The organism is Roseovarius indicus (assembly GCF_008728195.1).
Taxonomy (GTDB): domain Bacteria; phylum Pseudomonadota; class Alphaproteobacteria; order Rhodobacterales; family Rhodobacteraceae; genus Roseovarius; species Roseovarius indicus.
Genome location: NZ_CP031598.1, coordinates 2080547 through 2102831, shown reverse-complemented (window position 1 = coordinate 2102831; position 22285 = coordinate 2080547). Strand labels below are relative to the sequence as shown.

General features: G+C 64.8%; 21 protein-coding genes and 1 tRNA gene. 8 read left to right on the top strand and 14 right to left on the bottom strand.

The features are described from left to right. Positions 1 to 112 precede the first annotated feature (112 nt). Positions 113 to 1933, top strand: a complete 1821-nt coding sequence (locus RIdsm_RS09640) for a M3 family oligoendopeptidase (protein WP_057813687.1) — start codon at positions 113 to 115, stop codon at positions 1931 to 1933. A gap of 64 nt (positions 1934 to 1997) precedes the next feature. Here the strand turns inward: RIdsm_RS09640 and RIdsm_RS09635 are convergent, their stop codons facing one another. The 4 genes from RIdsm_RS09635 to RIdsm_RS09620 form a co-directional block, all read right to left on the bottom strand. Continuing rightward, positions 1998 to 3188 (bottom strand): hypothetical protein, encoded by a 1191-nt coding sequence (locus tag RIdsm_RS09635; RefSeq protein ID WP_057813689.1) that lies wholly within the window; start codon positions 3186 to 3188, stop codon positions 1998 to 2000. An 86-nt stretch (positions 3189 to 3274) separates the two neighbouring features. Beyond that, complete coding sequence (locus RIdsm_RS09630; protein ID WP_236553185.1) at positions 3275 to 4357, bottom strand: alpha/beta hydrolase; 1083 nt, start codon at positions 4355 to 4357, stop codon at positions 3275 to 3277. A 62-nt stretch (positions 4358 to 4419) separates the two neighbouring features. Beyond that, complete coding sequence (gene rpoH / locus RIdsm_RS09625) at positions 4420 to 5316, bottom strand: RNA polymerase sigma factor RpoH (RefSeq protein ID WP_057813691.1); 897 nt, start codon at positions 5314 to 5316, stop codon at positions 4420 to 4422. A 176-nt stretch (positions 5317 to 5492) separates the two neighbouring features. Continuing rightward, positions 5493 to 6518: an RluA family pseudouridine synthase gene (locus tag RIdsm_RS09620; RefSeq protein ID WP_057813693.1), complete on the bottom strand. Its 1026-nt coding sequence runs from the start codon at positions 6516 to 6518 to the stop codon at positions 5493 to 5495. Between RIdsm_RS09620 and RIdsm_RS09615 the strand changes: the two genes are divergently transcribed. Continuing rightward, a complete protein-coding gene (locus RIdsm_RS09615; RefSeq protein WP_057813694.1) occupies positions 6517 to 6819 on the top strand; it encodes a DUF6476 family protein in 303 nt (100 codons plus the stop codon). The genes RIdsm_RS09620 and RIdsm_RS09615 overlap by 2 nt on opposite strands. A gap of 55 nt (positions 6820 to 6874) precedes the next feature. On the opposite strand, the gene RIdsm_RS09610 is transcribed toward RIdsm_RS09615, so the two are convergent. The 3 genes from RIdsm_RS09610 to RIdsm_RS09600 form a co-directional block, all read right to left on the bottom strand. Then, a tRNA-His gene (locus RIdsm_RS09610) sits at positions 6875 to 6951 on the bottom strand. Positions 6952 to 7112: 161 nt separating this feature from the next. Then, positions 7113 to 8276 (bottom strand): porin, encoded by a 1164-nt coding sequence (locus RIdsm_RS09605; RefSeq protein WP_074940063.1) that lies wholly within the window; start codon positions 8274 to 8276, stop codon positions 7113 to 7115. A gap of 211 nt (positions 8277 to 8487) precedes the next feature. Beyond that, positions 8488 to 8970, bottom strand: a complete 483-nt coding sequence (locus tag RIdsm_RS09600; protein WP_057813698.1) for a GNAT family N-acetyltransferase — start codon at positions 8968 to 8970, stop codon at positions 8488 to 8490. Between the two features lie 78 nt (positions 8971 to 9048). On the opposite strand from RIdsm_RS09600, the gene RIdsm_RS09595 reads away from it, so the two are divergent. Beyond that, on the top strand, positions 9049 to 9237 hold the full coding sequence (locus tag RIdsm_RS09595) for a DUF6324 family protein (RefSeq protein WP_057813700.1): 189 nt from the start codon (positions 9049 to 9051) through the stop codon (positions 9235 to 9237). Here RIdsm_RS09595 and RIdsm_RS09590 read toward each other — a convergent pair. Continuing rightward, positions 9232 to 9681: an MmcB family DNA repair protein gene (locus RIdsm_RS09590; protein ID WP_057814350.1), complete on the bottom strand. Its 450-nt coding sequence runs from the start codon at positions 9679 to 9681 to the stop codon at positions 9232 to 9234. The two genes, RIdsm_RS09595 and RIdsm_RS09590, sit on opposite strands and share 6 nt — an antisense overlap. Positions 9682 to 9830: 149 nt before the next feature. Between RIdsm_RS09590 and RIdsm_RS09585 the strand changes: the two genes are divergently transcribed. Together RIdsm_RS09585 and RIdsm_RS09580 are read left to right on the top strand one after the other, a co-directional pair. Further along, complete coding sequence (locus RIdsm_RS09585) at positions 9831 to 11123, top strand: hypothetical protein (protein ID WP_057813703.1); 1293 nt, start codon at positions 9831 to 9833, stop codon at positions 11121 to 11123. Then, complete coding sequence (locus RIdsm_RS09580; RefSeq protein WP_057813705.1) at positions 11120 to 11902, top strand: COG3904 family protein; 783 nt, start codon at positions 11120 to 11122, stop codon at positions 11900 to 11902. Before RIdsm_RS09585 ends, RIdsm_RS09580 begins: the two co-directional genes overlap by 4 nt. 305 nt (positions 11903 to 12207) lie before the next feature. On the opposite strand, the gene RIdsm_RS09575 is transcribed toward RIdsm_RS09580, so the two are convergent. Continuing rightward, entirely contained in the window at positions 12208 to 12546 is a 339-nt protein-coding gene (locus RIdsm_RS09575; RefSeq protein ID WP_057813707.1) for a hypothetical protein, read from the bottom strand. A gap of 186 nt (positions 12547 to 12732) precedes the next feature. Between RIdsm_RS09575 and ribB the strand changes: the two genes are divergently transcribed. From ribB to nusB, 3 genes are read left to right on the top strand one after another with little or no spacing between them, the layout of a single operon-like run. Beyond that, positions 12733 to 13890, top strand: coding sequence for a 3,4-dihydroxy-2-butanone-4-phosphate synthase (gene ribB / locus RIdsm_RS09570; protein WP_057813709.1), 1158 nt, complete (start codon positions 12733 to 12735; stop codon positions 13888 to 13890). Further along, positions 13890 to 14432: a 6,7-dimethyl-8-ribityllumazine synthase gene (locus tag RIdsm_RS09565; protein WP_057813711.1), complete on the top strand. Its 543-nt coding sequence runs from the start codon at positions 13890 to 13892 to the stop codon at positions 14430 to 14432. The genes ribB and RIdsm_RS09565 overlap by 1 nt, the downstream gene beginning before the upstream one ends. Further along, positions 14429 to 14914 carry a transcription antitermination factor NusB gene (gene nusB / locus RIdsm_RS09560; protein WP_057813713.1) on the top strand — a complete coding sequence of 162 codons (486 nt, stop codon included), beginning with the start codon at positions 14429 to 14431 and terminating at the stop codon, positions 14912 to 14914. The genes RIdsm_RS09565 and nusB overlap by 4 nt, the downstream gene beginning before the upstream one ends. A gap of 7 nt (positions 14915 to 14921) precedes the next feature. Here the strand turns inward: nusB and RIdsm_RS09555 are convergent, their stop codons facing one another. The 5 genes from RIdsm_RS09555 to RIdsm_RS09535 all read right to left on the bottom strand — a co-directional run bounded on the left by RIdsm_RS09555 (position 14922) and on the right by RIdsm_RS09535 (position 22094). Further along, the gene (locus RIdsm_RS09555; protein ID WP_143100413.1) at positions 14922 to 15578 is read right to left on the bottom strand and encodes a hypothetical protein; all 657 of its coding nucleotides are present in this window, start codon (positions 15576 to 15578) and stop codon (positions 14922 to 14924) included. 133 nt (positions 15579 to 15711) lie between these two features. Next, the gene (locus tag RIdsm_RS09550; protein ID WP_057813718.1) at positions 15712 to 18219 is read right to left on the bottom strand and encodes a GcvT family protein; all 2508 of its coding nucleotides are present in this window, start codon (positions 18217 to 18219) and stop codon (positions 15712 to 15714) included. Positions 18220 to 18369: 150 nt separating this feature from the next. After that, complete coding sequence (locus RIdsm_RS09545; protein ID WP_057813720.1) at positions 18370 to 19347, bottom strand: hypothetical protein; 978 nt, start codon at positions 19345 to 19347, stop codon at positions 18370 to 18372. 113 nt (positions 19348 to 19460) lie between these two features. Continuing rightward, positions 19461 to 21245 carry a gamma-glutamyltransferase gene (ggt, locus tag RIdsm_RS09540; protein ID WP_057813722.1) on the bottom strand — a complete coding sequence of 595 codons (1785 nt, stop codon included), beginning with the start codon at positions 21243 to 21245 and terminating at the stop codon, positions 19461 to 19463. A gap of 183 nt (positions 21246 to 21428) precedes the next feature. Continuing rightward, entirely contained in the window at positions 21429 to 22094 is a 666-nt protein-coding gene (locus tag RIdsm_RS09535; protein ID WP_057813724.1) for a cyclic nucleotide-binding domain-containing protein, read from the bottom strand. Positions 22095 to 22285: the final 191 nt, after the last annotated feature.

Genomic DNA, 22285 nt, shown 5'->3' with positions numbered 1-22285 from the left:
TCAGGCCGTTAACCGTGATTCGCCCTTATAAGGCGAAACCCGCCCCAATCTCCCCGCTTGAGCCTGCCGCCCGCCTTCCTTATGTCTGGCTCAAACCCATCAGGAGTACTCCATGATCCATCTGCCCCGGCCCGCCTTCGACGCCAACGCCACCTCCGGCTCCGACAACCTTGGCGACCTCCCCGAATGGGACCTGACGGATCTCTACGCCTCCGAAGACGCCCCCGAGCTCCAGCGCGACCTCGAATGGCTCGAAAAGGAATGCGCCGCCTTCGCCGCCGATTACGAAGGCAAGCTCGCCTCGCTCGACGCCGCGGGCCTCCTCGAATGCATCGAGCGCGACGAGAAGATCAGTGCCATCGCCGGCCGCATCATGTCCTTCGCCGGCCTGCGCTACCACCAGATCACCACCGATCCGGGCCGCGCCAAGTTCCTCTCCGACTGCCAGGAGAAGATCACGACATACACCACCCCGCTGGTGTTTTTCACGTTGGAACTCAACCGCTTGGAAGACGATGCTCTGGCAGCCATGTATGCCGGGAACGACGACCTCGCCCGCTACAAACCCGTGCTCGACCGCATTCGCGCGATGAAGCCCTACCAGCTCTCCGACGAGCTCGAGAAATTCCTCCACGACCTCGGCGTTGTTGGCGACGCGTGGGAACGGCTCTTCGACGAAACCATCGCCGGGCTCACCTTCACCGTCGACGGCGAAGAGCTCGGCATCGAAGGCACGCTCAACCTGCTCACCGAACAGGACCGCGCCAAGCGCGAGGCCGCCGCCCGCGAACTGGCCCGCGTCTTCGGCGAGAACATCCGCACCTTCGCCCGGGTCCACAACACCTGCGCCAAGGAAAAGGAAGTTATCGACCGCTGGCGCCAGATGCCCACGGCCCAGACCTCCCGCCACCTCGCCAACCATGTCGAGCCCGAAGTGGTCGAGGCCCTGCGCGACGCCGTCGTCGCCGCCTACCCCAAGCTCAGCCACCGCTATTACGAGCTGAAACGCAAATGGCTCGGCCTCGACACCATGCAGGTCTGGGACCGCAACGCGCCCCTTCCGATGGAGGAGAAGAAGACCGTCGACTGGCCCACCGCCCGCGGCATGGTGATGGACGCCTATTCCGCCTTCGACCCCCGCATGGGCGAGATCGCCGAACCCTTCTTCGAGAAGGGCTGGATCGACGCGGGCGTCAAGCCCGGCAAGGCCCCCGGCGCCTTTGCCCACCCCACGGTGACCGACGTCCACCCCTACGTGCTGCTCAACTACCTGGGCAAGCCGCGCGACGTGATGACCCTGGCGCATGAGCTCGGCCACGGCGTCCACCAGGTGCTTGCCGCCGACCAGGGCGAACTGCTGTCCTCCACCCCGCTGACACTGGCCGAAACCGCCAGTGTCTTCGGCGAGATGCTGACCTTCCGCAAGATGCTCGACGCCGCCAAGGACGACCAGGAACGCAAGGTCCTGCTCGCCGGCAAGGTCGAAGACATGATCAACACGGTCGTCCGCCAGATCGCCTTCTACGACTTCGAATGCAAACTCCACGCCGCCCGCCGCGAAGGCGAGCTCACGCCCGAGGATATCGGCGCGCTGTGGATGTCGGTGCAAGGCGAAAGCCTCGGCCCGGCCTTCGAATTCATGGACGGCTACGAAAGCTTCTGGGCCTATATCCCCCACTTCGTCCACTCGCCCTTCTACGTCTACGCCTACGCCTTCGGCGACGGTCTGGTGAACGCGCTCTACGCCGTCTACGAGGAAAACCCCGAGGGCTTCCAGGACAAGTATTTCGACATGCTCCGCGCCGGCGGCTCCAAGCACCACAAAGAGCTTCTGGCCCCCTTCGGCCTCGACGCCTCCGACCCGGCCTTCTGGGACAAGGGGCTTTCGATGATTTCCCGCTTCATCGACGAGCTGGAAGCGATGGAGGACTGACCGGAAAAGTCCAGAAATCACGGGCCGGAAAGCTGCTGCTTTCCGGCCCGTTTCATTTCAGCGCCTACCCCTGCCGCGCCGTGATCCACCCGTTCAGCCGCCACATCCCCCAGGCCAGCGGTATCGCCGCCAGCCCGCCGATGACATAGGCCAGCGGCTCGTCCCCGAAGCTCTCGAACAGCTGCGTATAGGCGTGAATGCCCGCAAAGGTCATCGCCGCGTTGAAGATCCCCCGGTTCGCCCGCATCGCCGCCACATAGATCACCCCCGCCAGCACCACCGCCCAGACGACTGAATAGACGTGGTGCGAGATCACCAGCGTGCTCTCCCGAAACGCCTCGCGGATCGCCTCGTACTCCTCCCATGTCTGGTCCGGGTCGCTGAACCGCCCCGGCCCCCACATCGTCTCGCCCACCACGTCGCCCCAGAGCGACCCAACCAGCGCACACAGGCTCGCCACGATGAACCCCAGCACCGACAGCACCCGCGCATGCCGCGCGTAGCGCTCCGGCCAGACATTCTTGGCCCAGATCAGCAGCAGCACCATCACCCCCATCTGCAGGATCGATAGCGTCGGCTCCGGCGAATAAAACACGTAAGCCGCATGGAAATAGGCCGTGCCCGTATCCAGCATCTGCGCAAAGGGCGCGATCGCCAGCGCCGTCACCAACCGCACATCCGTCAGCACCCCGGCGCCCGCAATCAACAGGCTGGCATAAAGATACAGCATCGCCACCGGCAGCCCCGACACCTCGTTCTGCACCATCACCAGCCCGCAGCCGCCCAGGTGCAGCGCCACCCCCATCAGGAAGATCGCCCCGGTCACGAAATGCGTCGTCCACGCCCCGCGCCACAGCGCGACGGCCCCCGCCACGGCCACGATCACCCCGGCAAACAGCATCACCCAGCCGGCGCTCGCCTCGTACTTGTCGATCAGTTCGAACACCGCCCCGCCGATCAGCATCCCCGCCCCGATCAGCGCGGCGGCATTGCCGAACATCCGGTACATCTCGCCGCCCCGGGCCAGCACCAGCAACCCGCCAGTCAGCGCCAGCCCCCCGAACACGGCCACCGAGGCCGCATTGGCCAGCCAGAAGATCAAGCCCGCCGTCGCCGCCACGATGCCGAAACACAGGATCGCGTTGATCGCCAGCGCAACCATCGTCTCCCGCGCCCTGACCTCGATCTCGCGCGCCTGGCGCGCATCGATCACCCCGTCGGCAACCAGGCTCTTGGTATCCGCAATCGCATGCATGGGCCGCCCTCCCCTCGACCGAGATCCGCCAAAGATGGGCGAACGCCCGGAAAATACAAGCAGTTCCGCAGGGTCACGACCCGGCCTCACGGGTCGGCGTCGAGCACCATGTAATCGTCGAACGCCTCATCCCCGCTGGCCGCCTGGGCGATCAGCCCCTTCAGCACCGAAATCGCGGCGGGCGAGGTTACGGCGGTGGCGTGGTTCAGCCCCTCGCCATCCCCCAGCGCGGTGAAATCGATCACCCGCACCCCCTCGATCCCCTGCAACAGCGTGGGGTCCTTCAGCGTGCCCAGCCGCGGCTTGCGCCCGGTCAGAAGCCCCGCCAGCGACAGCGCCCTATCCTGCTGCGATACGAAAATCAGGAAGGGCTGCGGCAACTCCCCGATCGCCGCCGCCTGCGCCCGGAACACATCCGTGTCGATATCCGGCGACATCAGCACGACCCCGTTGATCCGGTTCAGAAGCGCCCTGTCCCCGCTCAACGCCGCCTGACGCAGCGTCTCCATGACCAGCTGAGCCCCCATCGAATGGGCCAGCAGCAACACCCGGTCATTGCCGGTCTTCGTCAGCGCGTCCAGCACCCGTTTGAAATCGTCCCGCGAATAAAGAACGCTGTCGCGGTCATAGGCATAGCCCCGCGGGTCACCGGCCGAGGGCCAGGAATACACCAGCCCCGGCTCGTCAGAGCCGAAATCGGCCCGCATCTGCGCGAAGCGATAGACCGCGTCGGAAAACGTGTTGTTGTACCCGTGCACGAACACCAGCGTCTCGTTGCCCGGCGACCGCCGCCGCATCGCCCCCAGCATGTCGCCCGATCCGCGATAGACATGGCTGCCGGTCATCACGAAATCCGTCGCGGCATCGGGCGGGCCCTCGGGCCATTCCACCTTGCCCGGCGTATGCGTTGGCGGGATCGACACGTCGACATGCAGGAATTTCAGCCCCGAGGGCCGCTTCTGCCCGAACTGCCGGCCAAGATCGTCAAGGTCGAGCTCCGTCGCCACGTAGATCCGCTCGACGCTCGCCGCCGGATCGGGCGGGGCGAACTGCGCGGCCGGGCGCGGCGAACAGGCGACAAGCATCGCCGCAAGACAGAAGACCGCCACCCTGCGGGGCAGCACGCTCACCACCGACCGGGCGATTAAAGAATTCGGAACGCCGGACATGGAAAAGCCTCCCCACGGACTACGCGGGGAGGCTACTTCGATTTTGATTTCGCTCCAAGACCTCAGGCGGCCGGCAACATGCCTTTTTCCTGTGCCAGGCTGCGCATCCGCTTCTGCAGTTTCTCGAACGCGCGCACCTCGATCTGCCGAATCCGCTCGCGGCTCACGTCATACTGGCCGCTCAGCTCTTCCAGCGTCACCGCCTGATCGCTCAAACGCCGCTGCGTTAAGATATCCTTTTCCCTTTCGTTCAGAACATCCATCGCCTCGGCCAGCAATTCGCGCCGCGCGGAAAGCTCGTCCTGCTTCTCGTAATCGGCGGCCTGGTCGGCATCCTCATCCTCAAGCCAGTCCTGCCATTGCATCGAACTGTCTTCGTCCGAACCGACCGTGGCGTTCAGCGACGCGTCGCTGCCCGACATCCGCCGGTTCATCGAGATCACCTCGTCCTCGGTCACGCCCAGATCATGCGCGATCTGCTTGACGTTCTCCGGGCGCAGGTCGCCATCCTCCAGCGCGCCGATGCGCGACTTGGCCTTGCGCAGGTTGAAGAACAGCTTCTTCTGCGCGCTGGTGGTGCCCAGTTTCACCATCGACCAGCTGCGCAGGATGTATTCCTGGATGCTGGCGCGGATCCACCACATCGCATAGGTGGCAAGCCGGAAGCCTTTCTCGGGGTCGAACCGTTTCACGGCCTGCATCAGGCCCACGTTCGCCTCGGAAATCACCTCGGCCTGCGGCAGGCCGTAGCCGCGATAGCCCATGGCGATCTTGGCCGCCAGCCGCAGGTGGCTGGTGACAAGCTGGTGCGCGGCCTCGGTGTCCTGGCCCTCGACCCAGCGCTTGGCCAGCATGTATTCCTGTTCCGGTTCCAGCAGGGGAAACTTGCGGATCTCCTGCAGATAGCGGTTAAGGCCGCCTTCCGGGGATGGTGCGGGAAGATTTGCGTAGTTGCTCAATGCCTCGTTTCCTCCAAGTTGACCCGTCAACCAATGTTTAGTTGCTTAACATCGATCTAGGGTGACGCAGGGGCCGTTTCAAGCCGACTGAACCGAATAGTTTAATAAAGGATGAACCTCTTGGCCTGATTTGGCCAGAGGTGTGACACCCTCCTCACGCAACCGTGCAAACGATTTCACTCGCGCAGCAGTTCCAGCACCTCGGCGAAGTCGGCGGGTAATGGCGCCTCGAAGCGCAGAACTTCGCCCGACACCGGGTGCTCGAAGCCCAGAACAGCGGCATGTAGCGCCTGCCTCTTGAACCCGTACAACGCCGAAAAAGCCTTTTCCGGCAAGGCATTGGCGGCCAGCTTTCGCTTCCCGCCGTATACCGGGTCGCCGATCAGCCCATGCCCGGCATGCGTCAGGTGCACCCTGATCTGGTGCGTCCGCCCCGTCTCCAACCGGCATTCCAGCAGGCTCACGGCGCCCGGATTTCCGAAACATTCGATCACGCGCGCCCGTGTTACAGCATGCCGCCCGCCATCGAACAGCACCGCCTGTCTCTGCCGGTCGGTCTTGTGCCGGGCCAGCTGCGTGGTGATCTTCAGCACGTTGCCCGGCTCGAACGACACGCCTCTCGTCCCCCGCAAACGCGGGTCCGACGCATCGGGGCACCCATAGGCCAGCGCCAGGTACACCCGCTCCGCACTGTGTTTCTCGAACTGTTTCGCCAGCCCGTGATGCGCCCTGTCCGACTTCGCCGCCACCAGCAGGCCGGAGGTGTCCTTGTCGATCCGGTGCACGATCCCCGGCCTTTTCTCGCCCCCCACGCCCGACAGGGTGTCGCCGCAATGATGCAGCAGCGCGTTGACCAGCGTGCCTGCGGGGCTGCCCGGCGCGGGGTGCACCACCATCCCGGCGGGCTTGTTGATCACGATCAGGTCGTCATCCTCGAAGACCACGTCGAGCGCGATATCCTGCGCGACGGTCTCCACCTCCTCGGCCTCCGGCACCTCGATCTCGACAAGGTCTCCCTCGGTCACCCGCGCCTTGCCATCGGTCACCACCGCGCCGTTCACCCTGACCTGCCCGTCGCTCACCAGCCGGGCCAGCCGCGTCCGCGATAGCGCCGCCCCCTCTGGCACATCGCGGGAAAGCGCCTTATCAAGGCGGGGCGGCGGCGCGGCCGCGATCCGAAAGGACAAGGGTGACGACCCCATGACGGAGAACTCCCAGGAACAGCCGGTCGATGCCGGAACGGTGAAATACCTGCGTATTCTGGTCACCACGCTCAGCGCGACCATGATTCTGGGGTTCATAATCATCGTCGTGCTGTTTGTCATCCGCTTCTCAGATGCCATGGGCCCCACCCTGCCCGATGTCATCACCCTGCCCGACGGCACCACGCCCACGGCCTTCACCAGGGGCGCCGGCTGGTACGCGGTGGTCACCTCCGACGATCAGATCCTGATCTTCGACCTCGAAAGCGGCGAGTTGCGGCAGACCCTGCAGGTCGAATGAGCAGGGTGGCCCCTGCCGTCACGGCATGATGCGATCGGTTTGAAAGGGGGGAAGATGGTACCGCCTCCCCGGCTCGAACGGGGGACCTCTAGATCCACAATCTAGCGCTCTAACCTACTGAGCTAAGGCGGCACTGCCTGGTCGTCTCGGCATCGCAACAGACGCCTTATGACGAGACTGGAGCCTCGTATGCCAAAGCTCTTCGGCCGATGCAACCGGGAAAGCGCGCCCTGCCCGCTTCACAGGCTGAAAAATCCGACCGGCCCATCAGTCCCCGTGCACGCCAAGGCCCATCAGAACGACAGGCGAAAGCCGGTGCCTATCACGAAGCCATCGACATCGTTGCCGGGTGTGCCGAAGCCCGGGTCGCCCACATCCTCGTCGAAATTGACCGCCGTGATCGACCCGAAGATCTCGGCCTTGTCGGCCCAGGCCAGCGAGAACGGGCTCTCGACCCGCGTCGCCCCGTAGTTCAGGTCATAGGAGACCCCAAGCTGAAACGTCTCCAGCCGCTCTTCCGGCCCGAAACCGATATGTTCGTTATCCGTGTTCTGACCATGAAAATGGCTGAACGCGAATGTCCATGGCCCGGTTTCGTAGCTGATCCCGACCTCGTAGGCCACGCCGTCATTGCGCGCCCGCGACGAGCCCCGGCTCTCGGCCCAGCTGCCGCCGATCGTGAATCCCCCTCGTTCCACGCTGATACCGGCGCCCCAGAGCTGCGGGTCGGCGCGCGGGTCGAACCTGTTCTCCGCAGTCCCCCACCGCGCGGATATCGCGACATCGAAATCCCCGAAACTGTTCACGTAGTTGGCGCCGATATCGAAGATATTTCGCAGGTCGGTATAGGTCGACGAGCCGGTCAGGCTCGACGAACTGTCACGCGCATAGCTCAGCCCAAGCTGAAACCCGGCGAAGCGCGGCGTGAAATAGGTGATGCTGGGCTGATTATCTCCCCCCGCGATCGAGGCAAAGCTGGACCCGAGCGTGCCTCGGTACACATCGTCGCCCGTCTCGACCCCGCCGACTGCGCCCGAGAACGGTATGAAATTCCCGATCGACCCGGAGTTGATAGAGAGAATACTCGCGTCCGGCCCAGGAAAATAGGCGCCCGGCGGTCGCGGCGTCAGCCTGCTCCCCGCCAGCTCCTGCTCACCGATCAGAATTTCACCGAAGCTTCCCCGAACGAAAACGAACGCCTCGTCGATACCGCCATCAGCATCCCCGGTGGTCGAGGCCGACCCTTCCAAGCTGAGGTCCGCGCCGAACGTGAGCCCGTTATCGAGGGTGATGCTCGGCCGAAAGTAAAACTCCGTCCCCACGGCCGCATCGACCCCGTCGCGATCCGCCGCGCCGCCGATATCGGCAGAGCTGAAGGCGAGGTACTGTTCCATGTAGCCGCCGACCGAGATCTCCCATTCGGCCGCAGAGGCCCCCGCCGGCACAAGCAATGCCAACGTGGATACGCCTGTGAGCGCACGTGCGTGCGCACCCTGTAATGTGACCATTTCCCCGTCTCCCCCTGACGGCCAACATCCGACGCGCCCATTGCACGACGGGGGCCCGCCCCTCGACCCATCTTGACGTTACGTAAATCCATTGGTCAATAATTTCCGCCCCGCCCCGCCAAATGCAGGCGCGTGCAGAACAAGGGAAATCGGGGTCGGCCTACAGGTCGATCGTCCAGCTTTGCTCGATCAGGTCCTGCCCGAAGGAATGCACGGGGTGGGAGGATTCGCAGGCAAACCCCCGCGCCTTGTATAGCGCACAGGCGGCGCGGTGGCTTTCATGGGTCCAGAGCGACAGGCGCGCGTAACCGCAGTGCTTCGCAAACCCGAGGCAGGTGTCCAGGAGCCGCCTGCCCAATCCGGTGCCGCGGGTCTCCGGCTCGACCAGGAACAACCGCAGCTTGGCCGTCGTCGCATCCAGTCGGACACAGAAAATGCATCCAACCCGCCGCCCCGCGCGCTCGGCAATCCACCCCCGCTCACGGGCGGGATCGTGCGAGGTCGCGAAACTCGCCACGATCTCGGCCACCAGCGCCTCGAAACTGGCGTCGAATCCGGCCTCCTGTGCGTAAAGCACGCCGTGCCGGGCGACGACCCAATCTGCGTCGGCAGCGGTGAACTCGCGGATCTCTATCGTTTCCATGGAACAACCAAACCCATTGCAGGCTTGTCTTTCAAGACGGAACGATATACCTGCAGAGCGCTTTTTCAGGAGGGCATCATGGGCATCAACACCGAACGGAACATCGAGGCGAACCTGCAGATCGGGCCGACCGATCAGGGCATGGTCCGCATTTACGTCGAGGCGGACGGCGTTGAAATCCCCATGGATTTCGACCCCGACGAAGCGCGCGAGATCGCCGAGGAGATCATGTCGGCCGCCAAGGCCGCCGACAAGCGGGGCTCATAGAACCGGGTCGCGCAGGGCCTGAAGCCGCCGCGCCGCATGCCGGGCAAACCTTCGGGTCAGCGCGGTGCGCCGCGCCGCCGGCAGCTTGTCCTCCGGTGCCATGCGGATGATCTCGGCATCATAGGCGTCAGCCATGATCAGACCTGTGTCCGCCGGCAGAAGCTCGGACGGAAACGCCTCGTCGACCGCCCAGAAATACCGGTCGCACCAGTCGAGATAGCCTTCCCACTTCCCGTCCGACATGAAATCGGCGCGCGAGGATTTGCACTCGATCACCCAGATCTCGCCCTTTGGCCCCAGCGCCATCACATCGACCCTGCGCCCGCGCTCGGGCGTGAATTCCTCGACGCAGACGAAGTCGTGACCAGCCAGGTGGCGACAGACACCACGGGCCAGCAACTGGCCGGGCATCAGTGTATCGGGCGGGATCACGGCGTGGCTCATGGCCTCAATGTATGAACAATACGTGAACATTGGCAAGCCCTTCTTCACAGCCCAGCGAGGTCGTGTGCCGCCCGCTTGATGTTTGCACTATCCAATTCATACTTCTTATGTGGCCCACCCCGTCCACGCCCAACCGAAAGCGCCCCGACATGTCCCATCCTTCGCCTGAATCCGCCCGCAGCCGGGGTGTGCGCTATGCGCGCGAACTCGAGGGGCACGTGGACTGGCTCAACACCTTCTCGGGCACGGCGCTCGGCGTTCTGGCCGTGGCGTCCGGCATCTACACCTATCTCGGCGTCTCCTCGCTGCTGGATGACACCGGCGCGATGTCGGCCTTCGCCGCGATCGCCTATTCCGTGGCGGTCTCGGTAGGCATCTTCGTTTTCTGGTCCTACCTCCTGCGGCTGTTCCCGGCCGTGAACTCGCGCCAGGCGCGGCTTGGTCTCCTCGGGGCCATGGGGCTCGGCTCGCTTGCCATCGTCGCCATGTCGAGCTGGCTCAACGCGGCCGCGCTGGCCGGGTCCGCGGCCGTCGAACAACACCTTGCCAAGACCGTGCAGGACTACCAGGCAAGCCTTGAACGTGCGCACGAGGTGGCCCTGACCGGCCAGGCGCTGGAACGCGACGTGGCCCGCGTACGCCAGTCTTTCGAGGATCTCAGCGAACAGGAAGCCACCGGCAACCTCTCGGGCCTTGCCGGGCGTGGCGCCGTGTTCCGGGTGCTCCGGCAAAAGGCGGCAGAGCTGTCTGCACTGGAAACCCAGATCGCCGAGCAGACGCCCTTGGTCGACAGCGCCTTCACCGAAGGCAACCAGATCCTCAGCCGGATGCGCGCCCTGACGGTCGAACCCGGGCCGGTCGAGGCGCGCTCCATCGAATTCTCTGAACTGGCCGTGCGGCTTCAGGGCTTGATCACGCAGATGCGGCAACTGACGGTGGCCCCCCTCGTCGAACGCGCAGCGCAGGACCTTGCCGCCTCCGTCGTTCTGCCCGAGCTCGACGGCAGTACCGCGGAAAGCCGCGACAGCCAGTCATCCACGATCACCTCGGTCCTCGAAGTGCTGGGCCAACGCGCCGCGACGCTGGAAGGCGCGGCACAGGAGGTGGCCAACCTCCCCTCCGCCCCCGAGGTCACCTACACGCCCATCTCCGCCGCCGATGCGGTGATCCTCTATGCCCGCAATTTCGTGCCGTCCTGGGCCGGGGCCATCGCCATCGACCTTCTGCCTGCCGTCCTTGTGCTGATCCTCGCCATCACCCAGTCGGCGATCCGCAGCGGCCGCGACGGGACGACCGTTGAAGACAACCTGACGCTGGCCGAACTGCGCGCGGCGCTCGCCGCCGCGAAAGAGGTCGATGCCGCGATGGAGCACACTGAAGACTCCCGGCCGCGTGACGCCGATGGCAACAAGATCAAGCGCATCACGGGCAGCTCGTCATGACCACGGAAGAGCCGCCGAAGCCCGAGGAAAAAAGGAAAAAACCGAACGGCGTTGCCCGCATCCTGACCGCGATCCTGATCTTTCAGGTTGGCATCGGGGCGATGCTGGTGCTGGGTGACGTCCAGCTTGGGCGCCTGTCCCTCCCGGGCCAGGGGCCCGACACCCCGCGCCTGACCGAACCGGTGCGCCCCGGCGACCAGCGCCGCACCTACCGGCCCGAGCGCGACCGCCCGCCAACACAGCCGGCCCGCGACCCCGGGCAACTGCCGGAACGGCTGATGCTGACCCAGATCGAGGGAGCCACCTACAGGCTCGAAGGGGCCATCGCCGAAGGCGACGGCGCCAGGGTCGAGAAACTGCTGTCGGAGACCACGCCAACACCCGAAACACTGGTCCTTCAATCCCCCGGCGGGTCCGTTCAGGACGCGCTGCAGCTGGGCCGTCACTTGCGCGACCAGGGCATCAACACGCAGATGCTGGCCGGCGAATTCTGCCTGTCGGCCTGCCCCTATGTCCTGGTCGGCGGCAGCGAACGGCAGATCGACGACCGCGCCCAGGTCGGCGTGCACCAGCATTACTTCGGCAAAAGCTCGATCCTGCCGGCGTCATTCGCGGTCGAAGACATCCAGGCCGGACAAGGCGAGGTGATGGTCTACCTCGACGACATGGGCATCGACCCGATGGTCATGACCCACGCGCTGGCCACCCCGCCCGACGAAATCTACGTGCTCCTGCCCGAACAGCTCCGCGCCTACGGATTCGTGACGGAAGAAGAGTGACAGACCCCTTGCTCTCGGCCCTGCCCCGGCTTACCTATGATGCGTGACGGGTGCTGCCCTTCTCGTGAACGGTTGCATTCCGGTGGCCTTAAATAATTCCGAGGGAGCTGGCTCTGTCCGAGCCCTGGTTCGGTTATACCGGCGCCCACCTGTACATGCAGGTCCTCGGGAATGAGATAACCAAACGGTTGCGTGCGGGCCCGTCACACCGAACTCCCAAGAAGCCCGATATCACCCGCACAAAGAAAATGCCGCGTCGGCAGGACCGCGCGGCATCGAGAGGATTTTCGGCTTTCCCAAGCGCCTCAGCGTTTTTCCCAGAACGCCCGGCTGCCCTGATCGACCCGCACCGGAATCGTCGCGTGCTCGCGGCGCATGCCGACATGCTGGCGCAAACCGCCGCCGGGGCCGTCATCGTCGTCGTCATCCTTCATCCGCATCACGGCGATGCCGAACTGGACGCCGGCGAAAATCACCCCGTTCGAGACCCATAGCACGAACAGCGCAATCCAGCCCTTGTCGGACGTGCTGATCAGGTGCCAGAGGTTTGCGATGTTGAACCAGAGCAGCATCCCCACGAAAACCCCTGCAAGACCGAAGCCGATGGCGACATTCTTGATATACAGGCGGATAAGCTTGGGCATGACGTTGCGACTCCTTTTCGAGGTGCGCCCTAAAGTGTAACACACCACGCCCGGCACTCAAGGGCGCGTGCAGGGTTCGACAGGCGTTTTCCCCGGGAAAGCGCAATTCTGCCACGTGAATCGGCTCTGGCCATTGGCCCTGCCCTGCGCTATCTGGCAGTCCTGCACCGCCCCCAGGGGAGACGTATGTCCGAAATCCAAGCCTTTGAAAAACCCGGACCGGTCGAAAGCGAATTCGAAAGCGCGATTTCGTCCACCGAGGAGATCATCGCCGCCGCGCGAAAGGGCGAGATGTTCATTCTCGTCGACCACGAAGACCGCGAGAACGAGGGCGACCTCGTCGTCGCCGCCGAATTCGCCACGCCCGAGGTGATCAACTTCATGGCCACCCATGGCCGCGGCCTGATCTGCCTGCCGATGACCGCCGAACGGATCGACCGGCTCAGCCTTCCGATGATGGCCGTCAACAACTCCTCGCGGCACGAAACCGCCTTCACCGTCTCGATCGAGGCGCGCGAGGGGGTGACGACCGGCATTTCCGCCGCGGACCGCGCCCATACTATCGCCACGGCCATCAACGATCAGAACACGTCGACTCAGATCGCCACGCCCGGCCACGTCTTCCCCTTGCGCGCCCGCAACGGCGGCGTGCTGGTGCGCGCCGGTCACACCGAGGCGGCGGTCGACATCTCGCGGCTCGCCGGCCTGCATCCTTCGGGGGTGATCTGCGAGATCATGAAGGCTGACGGGACGATGGCCCGCCTCCCCGACCTCGTCGAATTTGCCAAGGCGCACGGCCTCAGGATCGGCACGATCTCCGACCTCATCGCCTATCGCCACAAGCACGACAACCTCGTGCGCGAGGTTCGGCGCGACACGGTGACCTCGTCGCATGGTGGCGAGTGGGAAATGCTTATCTTCGCCGACCAGATCACCGGCACGGAACACGTGGTGCTGACCAAGGGCGACATCTACGACGGCAAGCCCGTCCTGGCCCGCACCCACGCCCTCAACGCGCTGGAAGACGTGCTGGGCATCGGCCTTTCCGCGGCCAGGGGCCGCCCTGCCGGCAAGCTGCCCCGCGCGATGGACATCATCGCCGAGGAGGGCCGCGGCGCCATCTTTCTCTTCCGGCAGCCCCGCCCCAAGCTCGCCAGCGAGATCGAGGAAGACGAAGGCCCCCGCACCATCAAGCAGACCGGGCTTGGCGCACAGATCATGTCGACCATGGGCCTGCACGAGCTGATCCTGCTGTCCGACAACCGCGACACCCGCTACCTCGGCCTCGACGCCTACGGGATCACGATCGTGGGCACCCAGCCCCTCAGCCAAGGAAAGACCTGATGGCCGGAACCGAATACACCCTGCCCCGCGCGACGTTCGGCGACCCGGTCAAGATCCTGATCGTGGTGGCGCCCTTCTACCGCGATATCGCCGACATGTTGATCGCCGGCGCCACGGCCGAGATCGAGGCCAGCGGCGGCACCCACGAGATCGTCGAGGTGCCCGGCGCGCTGGAAATTCCCACCGCCATCGGCATGGCCGATCGTATGGCCAAGTTCGACGGCTATGTCGCCCTCGGCTGTGTCATCCGAGGCGAAACAACCCATTACGACACCGTCTGCAATGACAGTTCGCGCGGGATCACGCTTCTGGGCCTGCAAGGCACGCTCGTGGGCAACGGCATCCTCACGGTCGAGAACCGCGACCAGGCCGTCGCCCGCGCCGACCCAACCCAGATGAACAAGGGCGCCGGCGCGGCTGCCGCGGCCTTGCATCTGGTGGCATTGGGCCGTAAGTGGGGCGGTCGGCGCAAGGGCGTGGGATTCCTGCCCGAGCCTGACACGACACCCTCCGACCATGACAAGGACGCCCCCAAGGCATGACCGACGACGTCAAGACAGTTTCCGGCAACCAGAAGCGGCGCATGCGCTCCGCAGCGCGGTTCTATGCCGTGCAGGCGCTGTTCCAGATGGAGCACTCGCAGCAAAGCGTGAATTCCGTGGTGCAGGAATTCCTGTCTCACCGCTTCGGCGCCGAGCTGGACGAAGGCGTCGACATGGCCGATGGCGATATCGACCTGTTCCGCAAGCTGATCGAGGATGCCGTGAACTGGCAGGCGAAGATCGACCAGATGACCGACCGCGCCATCGTGGCCAAGTGGAAGATCGACCGCATCGACCCGACCCTCCGCGCCCTCTTCCGCGCCGCCGGGGCCGAGATGGTCAACTCCGACACGCCGCCCAAGGTGGTGATCATGGAATTCGTCGACATCGCCAAAAGCTTCTACCCGGAAGGGCGCGAGCCCAAGTTCGTCAACGCCGTGCTCGACCACATGGCGCGCGAGGCGAAACCGGAAGCGTTCTAGCCCGCGCTCACGCCAGCGCGTCGTTGGCCACCCAGCGGAACAACACGAAGACCCCGCCGATCAGGATCATCGGCAGCAGGATCAGGTTGAACAGCAGCACCGCCAGCAGCTCGATATAGCTCTGGATCAGCACGTCGGCCTCCGACGCGATACGCGACGCCATCGAGCTGTATTTGGCGATGGCATCCCCCTGCTCGAACCAACCCGAGAGCCAGCCCTCGTCTTCCGTCTCCGGTTGCGCGGCGTCGACGCCGTCGATGATCTCGCTGACGATGCGCTGGTTCTCGGTCCATGTCCGCTCCGTCATCACGTCGGCCAGCGCCCCGGACAGCCAGTAGGACACTGGCAGGGCCAGCGCAAAGAATGCCCCGTACAGCAACAGCTTCCGCCCGACCCGCATTCTCGTCACGAGCATCATGGCCAGCAGGCCAAACCCGCTCATCGCGAACCCGATGGCCCCCACCGGCCCCATGGCGACCGACAGCACGCCGGAGACCATCATCATCGCGAACACCACACCCGCGATCCGTTCTATCGTGTCGTCGATCGGTTCCAGCGTCTTGAGCGGCTGCACCGAGGCCGACGCCCCGACCGACAGCCCCACCTCGGCCTCCTGCGCGGTCGACAGAAATGCGTTGAGCGTGCGCAGGGAAACATAGGTCACGGCGCTCGCCGCCGCGACCCTGCTTGCATAGTCTTCCGCCCCCTTGGACAGGGGGTTGAGGGGATAAAAGAACGCGAGCGCAAAACAAAGCGCCGCCGCCACCGGGGCTAGAAAGTACCGATGGCGGCCGGGTTTATGCATCCTTGCGGATCACCTCGTTCTTTGGATCGTAGGGGCTGTCACAGGTCACCACGGCATCCCACAGCTTGTCCTGCATCTTGACCTTCAGCTTCGTGCCTTCCACCGCCTGCTCGGGCTTGACGTAGCCCATGCCGATGGACTTCCCGAAATGAACCGAATACCCGCCCGAGGTCAAGCGGCCCACGCGGGTGCCATCCTCGGTGTAAAGCACCTCGCGGCCCCACGGGTCGGCATCCTCCGGCCCGTCGATCAGCACGGTGCAGCACTTCACCCGCACGCCGGTCTCGACCAGCTTGGCCTTGCCGTGAAACTCCTTGTCGAGATCGACAAAGCGCGGCAGGTCGGCCTCCAGCGGCGTCGCATCCCGGCCCAGCTCGTTGCCGAAGGCACGATAGGATTTCTCCTGCCGCAGCCAGTTCTGCGCCCGCGCCCCGACCAGCTTCATGCCATGCTTCTCACCGGCCTTTTCCAGCAGGTCGAACAGGTAGTTCTGCATCTCCATCGGGTGGTGCAGCTCCCAGCCCAGCTCGCCGGTATAGGCCACGCGGATCGCGTTCACCGGGCACATGCCCAGCTCGATCGGCCGCGCCGACAGCCACGGGAAGCGCTTGTTCGACAGGGCGGTGGCCGGGTCGGCATCCTTGATCACTTCATTGAGCACGTCGCGCGACTTGGGCCCGGCAATGGCGAACACACCCCACTGGCTGGTCACGTCCTGCAGGTCGATCCGGCCGAACTCGGACTCCTTGTCCTCGATCCCCTTCTTCAGGAAATCCGCATCGTACTCCGTCCACGCCCCGGCCGAAACGAGGTAATACTTGTCCTCTTCCAGCCGCACGATCGTGTACTCGGTGCGCGTCGTGCCGTTCGCGGTCAGCGCGTAGGTCAGGTTGATCCGCCCCACCTTGGGCAGCTTGTTGCAGGTGAACCAGTCGAGGAAGGCGGTCGCCCCCGCGCCCTTGACGATATGCTTGCTGAAGGCCGACGCGTCGATCAGGCCAACGCCCTCGCGGATCGCCTTGGCCTCCTCGACGGCATACTGCCACCATTCGCCCCGGCGGAAGCTGCGCGCATCGTGGTCGAAATTGTCCGGCGCATCGAGCGGGCCGAAATAGTTCGGGCGCTCCCAGCCGTTGACGAAGCCGAACTGCGCGCCCCGCGCTTTCTGGCGGTCATAGGCCGGCACCGTCCGCAGCGGCCGGCAGGCCGGGCGTTCCTCGTCGGGGTGGTGCAGGATGTAGACGTGATCGTAGCACTCTTCGTTCTTGCGCGCCGCGAACTCGGTGGTCATCCAGTTCGACGAATACCGCTTGGGGTCGAGCGAAGCCATGTCGATCTCGGCCTCGCCATCGACCATCATCTGCGCCAGGTAATAGCCCGTGCCGCCCGCCGCCGTGATGCCGAAGCTGAACCCCTCGGCCAGCCACATGTTGCGCAGGCCCGGCGCCGGGCCGACCAGCGGGTTGCCATCCGGCGTATAGCAGATCGGGCCATTGAAATCGTCCTTCAACCCGCATTCCTCGCTCGACGGCATGCGGTGGATCATCGCCATGTACTGCTCTTCGATCCGCTCGAGGTCGAGCGGGAAGAGGTCGGCGCGGAAGCTGTCGGGCACGCCATATTCAAAGCAGGCCGGCGCGTTCTTCTCGTAGACGCCCAGGATCCAGCCGCCCCGCTCTTCCCGCACGTAGGATTGCGCGTCGGCGTCGCGAATGACCGGATGCTCGCCATTGCCCTCTGCGCGATATTTCTGCAGCGCTGGGTCGGCATCGGTCACGATGAACTGGTGCTCGACCGGAATGGCCGGCATCTTGATTCCCAGAAGCTTAGCGGTGCGCTGCGCGTGGTTCCCGCTCGCGGTCACCACGTGCTCTGCGCTGATCACCGTCTGCTCTTCGCCAGGCACGAGATTGCCGCCCTTCTCGACCATCTTCGTGAGCGTAACGTCCCAGTGGTCGCCCATCCACTCGAACTTGTCGGCCTGCCACTTGCGCTCGATCATCACGCCGCGCTGACGGGCGCCCTTGGCCATCGCCATGGTTACGTCGGCGGGGTTAATGTAACCGTCGGTCTGGTGATAGATCGCGCCGGCCAGGTCCTCGGTGTTGATCAGCGGCCAGCGCGCCTTGATCTCGTCGGGGCTCAGGAATTCATAAGACACACCACAGGTCTCGGCGGTCGAGGCATAGAGCATGTACTCGTCCATCCGCTCCTGCGTCTGTGCCATGCGCAGGTTGCCGACCACGGCGAACCCGGCGTTCAGCCCGGTTTCCTCTTCCAGGGTCTTGTAGAAGTCGACCGAGTATTTGTGGATGTGGGTCGTCGCATAGGACATGTTGAAGAGTGGCAGCAGCCCGGCGGCGTGCCAGGTCGAGCCCGAGGTCAGCTCGTCGCGCTCGACCAGCATCACGTCATCCCACCCGGCCTTGGCCAGGTGATAGGCAATCGAGGTGCCAACGGCGCCGCCGCCGACGACCAGGGCTTTGACTTGCGTTTTCATGGGCTGCGACTCCTTCGTGCATGCGTTGGCGCATATGTACCATTCCTGTATGGCGACGGCGGTTTCAGCCGACATAAACAGGCTTAAAACCGACGCCGCCCGGGGCGGTCGGACCCCGGGCGGCGTATGCATGTCAGGAAATGGCGTATGTCAGTCGCAGAACGCCCCGCTCGCCGCCCCCAGGCAGGACCGTCCGCCGGACAGTTGCAGGCGGCTCACACCGCCATTTGATGCGCGTTCCCCAAGCGCTTGGCCCCCGTTGAGTTTAACCACAGAGGCGGCCGGTTTCGCAGGCTCGGGCTCCGCCCCGGTCGTGCTCTCTTTCACAGCCGTGGCAAGCATCTCCCCTTCATATCGGGCCTCTGCCGCCGCTGTCCCGAGCGCGAGCTCCTGCTCCTCCGTCAGCTTGGGGGCATTGCTCCCGACGCCCGCCAGTGGCTCATCAAGCATCAGGTTCAAGCCGTCGTAATCGATGCGCTCAAGGAAGGCGCGCACCGTCGCCGGCTCTGCATTGGCGGCCACGCCGAGGATGATGTCATCGCCAAGGAACGCCTCGAGCGCCAACTGGGCGCCACCCTGCTTTTCCGGCCCCGTGACTTCGAAATAGGGCACGCCCTGCACCACAGCATAGGGTTGATACCTGGGGCCTGCTTCCCCGTAATAAGATTCCGAAACTAGATGCCCCAAGGAGACGATCCCCCGCTCGGGGGAATCATTGCCGATATACCGGGCTGACAAGCGAATCATCTCATCGCCCCGCACGTAATCCCAAGTATTGAACAACGCGACCTGCGCCGCCTTCTTGAGTTCATCCTTGAGAGCCATCTGCGTGATCAGCGGCAGCCCGGCCAGGGCCTCGTCGGAATCCGCATGCGGGTCTTCCCATTCCTGCCGGACCCAACCTTTGGGCGCCTCGGGCAGGTGGACATGCGCGGCTTCCGACTGCCGGCGGGCCGTCTTGAAGGCGCTGACCGTCTCGCCAAGGCGGGCGTTATACTCGCCGACATAATCCGAGAAAGCATAGGCGCCCGGCGCATACCCGTTCGCCTTCGCCTGGACGACGTAATCCGCGCCCACCGCGAAGGTGGCGGCCGCGCAGGCGAACCCGATACCGTAGATATTGACCATGTAGCATGCTCCGCTGACTTTTCGGTGGCGGAGTGATGGCATCCGATTGGGGCGGAAATCGGGATCAGCAGCGGCGATTGGGTGGCGTACCACACCCAAGCGGAATGACCCGGCTACTTGCCCAGGGCCACCCCTTCCCGGCGCGGGTCGGCCCCGCCCTTCATCCCGCCCTCGTGCAGCGAGATTGCGTGCAGCCCCGAGGTCAGCAGCCGCCGGTTCACCTCGAACCCCATGCCCGCCAGCGATGTCGCCAGGTCTTCGCTCACCAGCCCGCCTTCCACGTCATAGGTACCGAACCGGTTCACGAGGTGCGGCAGGGCAACCGCTTCCTGCACGTCCATCCCCCAGTCGAGATGGGCGATGATCGTCTTGGCGACATAGCCGATGATCCGGCTGCCCCCGGGCGAGCCCACGATCAGCACCGGCTTGCCGTCCTTCAGCACGATGGTCGGCGACATGGATGACCGCGGCCGCTTGCCGGGCTCCACCCGGTTGGCGATGGGCCGCCCATCCTCGTGGCTGCGGAAGGAGAAGTCGGTCAGTTCGTTGTTCAGAAGGAACCCCCGCACCATCAGGCGAGAGCCAAACCCGTTCTCGATGGTTGTCGTCATGGAAAGCGCGTTGCCGTACTTGTCGACAATCGAGATATGCGAGGTCGACGGAAACTCGATCGAGGCATCATCGGCCCAGTTGAGCGCGTGATCATACTCGGGCTCCCCGGCCTCTACGGCCTCCAGGGCCGCCTCGCCTTTCAGCAATTCCGCCCGCTTCGACAGGTAATCCGGGTCGACCAGCCCTTCGACCGGCACCGGCACGAAATCGGTATCGGCCATGTACCGGCCCCGATCGGCAAAGGCCAGCCGGCTGGCATCGCCGATCAACCGCCATGCCTCGGGGCTCTCCGCCCCCATCGTGGCAATGTCATAGGGCGCCAGAAGCCCCAGGATCTGCCCCACCGTCAGCGCGCCGGAAGACGGCGGGCCCATACCGCAGACCTCGTAGCCGCGATAGGGTGCACAAACAGGGTCACGCTCCTTAACGCCGTAGATGGCAAGGTCGATCTCCGCCATCACACCCGGGTTCCCCGGCGCTTCCCGCACGGTCTTCACGATGTCCTTGGCAATATCGCCGGTGTAAAACGGCGCCGGCCCCTCGCTCGCCAGCAGGCGCAGGCTCTCTGCATAGGCCGGGTTCTTCAGCACCTGCCCCACCTCGGGCAGCTTGCCTTCGGGGAAGAAATAGTCGCGCGTTCCCGCAAACCGTGTCAGGCGGATGGCATCGCCCGCCACCATGGTCGACAGCCGGGGCGACACCGCGAACCCCTCATCGGCCAGCCCGATCGCCGCGTCGAAAAGACCGGACCACTCGGATTGTCCCCACCGCTCATGCGCCGCCTTCAGCAGGGCGGGCGTACCCGGCACGCCAACCGAGCGGCCGCCAACCACGGCATCGAAGAAGTCCAGCGGCTCGCCATCCTCGTCCTGAAACAGCCGCGGCGTCGCCGCCAGCGGTGCCGTCTCCCGCCCGTCGAGCGTGGTGACGTCGCCGCTTTCTCCGTCATACCAGACAAGAAACGCCCCGCCGCCAAGCCCCGAGCTCTGCGGCTCCACAAGCCCCAGCACGGCCTGTACCGCGATCATCGCGTCCGCCGCGGTACCGCCCTCCTCCAGCACCTTTGCCCCGGCCTCGACCGCCAGCGGGTTGGCGGCGGCGACCATCCAGTCCTGCGCCTCGGTCGGGCGACCGGCCTCTTTCGCCTCGAGCGCCCTGGCCGACGCCTCGGACGTCGCCACCAGCCCCGCGCCGGCTTCTTCCGGGGCTACCGTGTCGGCGGCCTGCTGGGCCATCGCCAGCACGGGAAGCGCACAGAAAATCAGGGAAAGGGCAAAACGGGGCATGGAACCTCCTGTCGAAATGTTATCTGGCCGGGCGCCAGAGACCAGGCCAAGCGCCCTTCATCCCCGCGCACCGTGTCGGGGTTTGACCATAGCTAACGGCACGTTCACGGGTCTTGGCAACCGCACAGTTCTTCACATGCGGAAATGCGCCGCGTTTGCGCGCCCCACCCCGCACCGGCGGCCCTAAACCTGCACGGGTGAGCCGCCGCGCGCCACCTTGCCGGCCAGGTCGAGCGAAATCATGGCATCGAGCGCAAGGCGAAACTGAACGTCCCGCGCCGCCTGGCGCCGCAGGGCGGGAATGTTCCACTCCAGCACGTCGCTCTTCCCGGTCAGCACGACCGTCGCCGACGCCGCGTGCCCGGTGAGATAGGCGATCTCGCCCACGAAAATGCCGTCCGGCAATGAAAATGTCTGACCGCTTTTCAGCACGTCCGCGCCGCCATTGATGACGAAGGTGAGCGTATCGACCGGGTTACCGACCTGCGTCAGCTCGTACCCCATCGGCCGTTCACCGCGCCTGGCGGCCCGCATCAGCTTTCGGAAATCACCGGGCGGCAGGATGTCGAAATGCGCATAGATATCCCGGTACCGCCGCGGGATCGAAAGCGGTGACGAGCGCAGCCAAAGGCTGAAAAGCCCGATCAGGTTGGTGATCACCATGGCCACGCTGACCCAGATCGCCGACCAGAGCGGCGTTTCCGCGGCGATGGCGTAGTAGAGAATGTAAAGGCCCATGCCGATCAGGCCCATGATCCGCAGGAAGACCTGGTTGATGATCAGATACCCCAGGCAGAAAATCCCGCCCGCGAGAAACACGAGATAATCCTGATACTCAAATGCGTTCAAAAAATCACCTGCCACAGAAGGGTACCATGCCGACATCGGTACCCGACGACCGCCTCGATCGTCCAGTGTTGTCAACCAATTTGATCAAGGGCCACGGCCTGTCGTGGAAAGCTGCTAAATTTCTGATCGGGCGGGACTTTCCACAATGTAACATACCGCACACCGAGCCTCGGCACGCGCTTCGCCGGGCA